General features: G+C 36.8%; 4 protein-coding genes. All 4 read left to right on the top strand.

Annotated elements, in window-relative coordinates; translation table 11 throughout:
- On the top strand, positions 1-910 hold a 910-nt coding region (gene terL / locus L696_RS28830; protein WP_155985442.1), incomplete at its 5' end, for a phage terminase large subunit.
- Between the two features lie 203 nt (positions 911-1,113).
- Positions 1,114-1,749 (top strand): 5,6-dimethylbenzimidazole synthase, encoded by a 636-nt coding sequence (bluB, locus tag L696_RS0119920; RefSeq protein WP_025685199.1) that lies wholly within the window; start codon positions 1,114-1,116, stop codon positions 1,747-1,749.
- A gap of 172 nt (positions 1,750-1,921) precedes the next feature.
- The gene (locus tag L696_RS0119925; RefSeq protein ID WP_025685200.1) at positions 1,922-2,239 is read left to right on the top strand and encodes a cupin domain-containing protein; all 318 of its coding nucleotides are present in this window, start codon (positions 1,922-1,924) and stop codon (positions 2,237-2,239) included.
- A gap of 135 nt (positions 2,240-2,374) precedes the next feature.
- Positions 2,375-2,975 (top strand): phage portal protein (locus L696_RS0119930; RefSeq protein ID WP_025685201.1); only part of this gene is annotated, 601 nt, incomplete at its 3' end.

A 2,975-nucleotide genomic window follows, 5' to 3' on the forward strand; every position in this document is an offset into this window, starting at 1 on the left:
CAATATTCTGATCTGTGGAACGATTTTGAATGAAGAAGATATTATGGCCGATCTGCTCAAAGGTAAAATCCCAGGTGTGCGAAGTGTTCGTAAAGCAGCCGTGCTTCAGTTTTCAGAGCGTGATGATCTATGGTCAGAGTGGGAGCGACAATATAATAATCTCCAAGACGAGGATAGGATCAATACGGCCTTGTCTTTTTTTATGGTTCACGAAAAAGAAATGCTGAAGGGTACGGAAATCCTGTGGAGCGAGTATTTGGACTATTATTATTTGATATGCAAGAAGCAAGCTATGGGTGAAAAGTCATTTTTTAAAGAGTTACAAAATGATCCGCGTTCAACCGATGAATACATATTTCAGAATCTCATGTATTGGGACAGGTTACCTGAGTTTGAGGACATGGAACTTGCCATGTACATTGATCCAGCGATTAAGGACGGGAAGAAAAACGATTATTCTGCTATTTCGATTATTGGGCAACATAGGAAGACAAAGCAGATGTATGTGGTTGACGGTAATATTTATAAGCTGTTGCCGGATGATCTGTTTCAGGTAGCTATTGAAAAGTTGAAGCTTTATCCAGTAGATAAGCTCGGTTTTGAAGTCAATCAGGCACAAAGCTATATGAAGCAAAAGTTTGAAGAAGAGCTATGGAAGGCGAATATACATACACCCATAGAAAGTGTTCATTCCAAGGGGCAGAAGCATGAACGCATTATTAGCTTGGAGCCGGAAGTGAAGAAGGGTCATATTCTGTTCAATGCAGATAACCTCAGATATAATCATCAGGTGAAGGATTACAATCGAAATTGTACATATGATGATGCGCCAGATAGTTTATATGGGGCTGTTCAATTGATTCAGTCTGTGAAAAGTTTAAAGTTTTATGATCGTAGTTTGTTGTTTTGAGGGTCAGGCAGTTTAGACTACGGATTGATAATGAACTGCAAGAGATGATATTGATTTCAAGCATAAATAATATTAGAGTTATATCATAAAAATACCAATTCCAATGTAAACTTGAGCCTGAAGCCCTGTCATAATAATCTGAGTACTGGCGCATTCTCAGTCTTATTTAGGCTGGGAATTTTTGTTTTAAGGGAGGAATTAAATTGTTAAATGATTCTGAAAGAGAAGGAATATTTAAGGCCATTTTTGAAAGGAGAGATATTCGATCATTTAATGGAAAACCCATATCCAAAGATAAGTTAAACAACATATTAATGGCTGGTCATCATGCACCTTCCGTTGGTTTTATGCAACCTTGGGATTTTATTGTAATTGACTCCCAAGGGGTTAAAGAACGATTGGCGCATGCATGTCATAAAGAAATACAGGCCTTGTCCATACACTATGAAGATGAAAAAAAGACAAGATTTCTCTCGTTAAAATTAGAGGGTATAAGGGAAGCACCTATAACGATCTGTATTACATGTGATCCAACAAGAGGTGGCGGACATGTAATTGGGCGAAATTCTATTCCTGAAACAGATATTCTATCCGTCGCCTGTTGTATCCAAAATATGTGGTTAGCGTCTTATGCAGAAGGAATAGCTATGGGATGGGTTAGTTTTTACAAGAAAACAGACGTACGGGAAATACTAAATATTCCACCACATATTGACCCTATTGCTTTGATTTCATTAGGTTATACGGATTTTTATCCTACAAAACCAATCCTAGAGCAAGTAAATTGGGAGAGACGTCGAAATCTAAATAATCTAATACACCATAATGCTTGGGAATGATTTGAAATATAAGTGAATTTTCCTTTTTGGATATGATGCTAACGGAAACGATTGTTTCATAAGCATCAAGATTAAGCTGTTGGTTTAGTCGACAGATTGCTACGTTTAGAAAGACTGCAATATGGTAAAAACCGCTGAAGAGAAAGGTAGGAGGATTATGAAGCAAGGACAAATGAAAAAGATAAATTTATTCGAGGTTACAAAAGACATAAACGATTATGCGAACTTTGTGGTCAGTGAAGTTAACGATCATGTTTTAAGAGCTGCTGTAATCGATGGTGAATTCCATTGGCACAAACACGATGACTGCGATGAACTCTTTATTGTAATTGAAGGGGAATTAATAATAGATTTTGAAGACCAGACTATAGTTTTGAACCAAGGAGATGTGTATACCATTCCCCAAAATGTCATGCATAGAACACGCTCTAACGGAAGAACTGTAAATCTTTGTTTTGAGAAAGCAGAAAATAATATTAAGGGTAACTAATAGGATAGAAATATACTCAAGTACGCAATGTAGTTCGTTAATAACTTAACGTAGAAGGAACTGCCTTATTAAAGGTGGTTCTTTTATTATTACAATCAGCAATTAAATGACCCATTTTTGAAAAGAGGCAAAGGTATGAAAATAAATGTAGAACTTATTTTTGAATGTCTAAACGAACTCCAATCGGCTGATTTAGCCAAACAGAAATATGCAGATTACTATAATGGTCAGCATGCTATTCTCAAGAACTATGCGATGCAAGAAAGTCGAAGCAATCAAAAGCTTGTTTTTAATTTCCCTCGTAAGTTCGTAGATAATGAAGTGGGCTATCTGCTCGGTAAACCAGTAAACTATGTGTCCAAGTCAGATCAGGATGAAGCTATACATAACATAGATGTACATATGAGTCATTGGGACAAGGAGCATAATCTACAGCTTCGGAAACAATCTGAAATCTTTGGCGAGAGCTTTGAGTTGAACTATATCGACTCGGATGGCCAGTTTTCAGCGATAGTATTGTCTCCTTTGAATGCGTATGTGTTGGAAGATGGAACAGCAGAACGAAATGTATTACTAGGCTTACATAAATTTACCCGTCGATTCGATAAGCAAGTGTACCTTGACGTGTATACCGACCATGAAATTCTACACTATACAATCGACAGTGATGATAATGGCAATCAAATGAAGCAAAATCAATCACCTGAATTAAAATATATCGGCAAACATAATCACA

Origin of the sequence: Paenibacillus maysiensis, from assembly GCF_000520815.1 — a bacterium.
In the GTDB taxonomy this organism is placed as follows: domain Bacteria; phylum Bacillota; class Bacilli; order Paenibacillales; family Paenibacillaceae; genus Paenibacillus; species Paenibacillus maysiensis.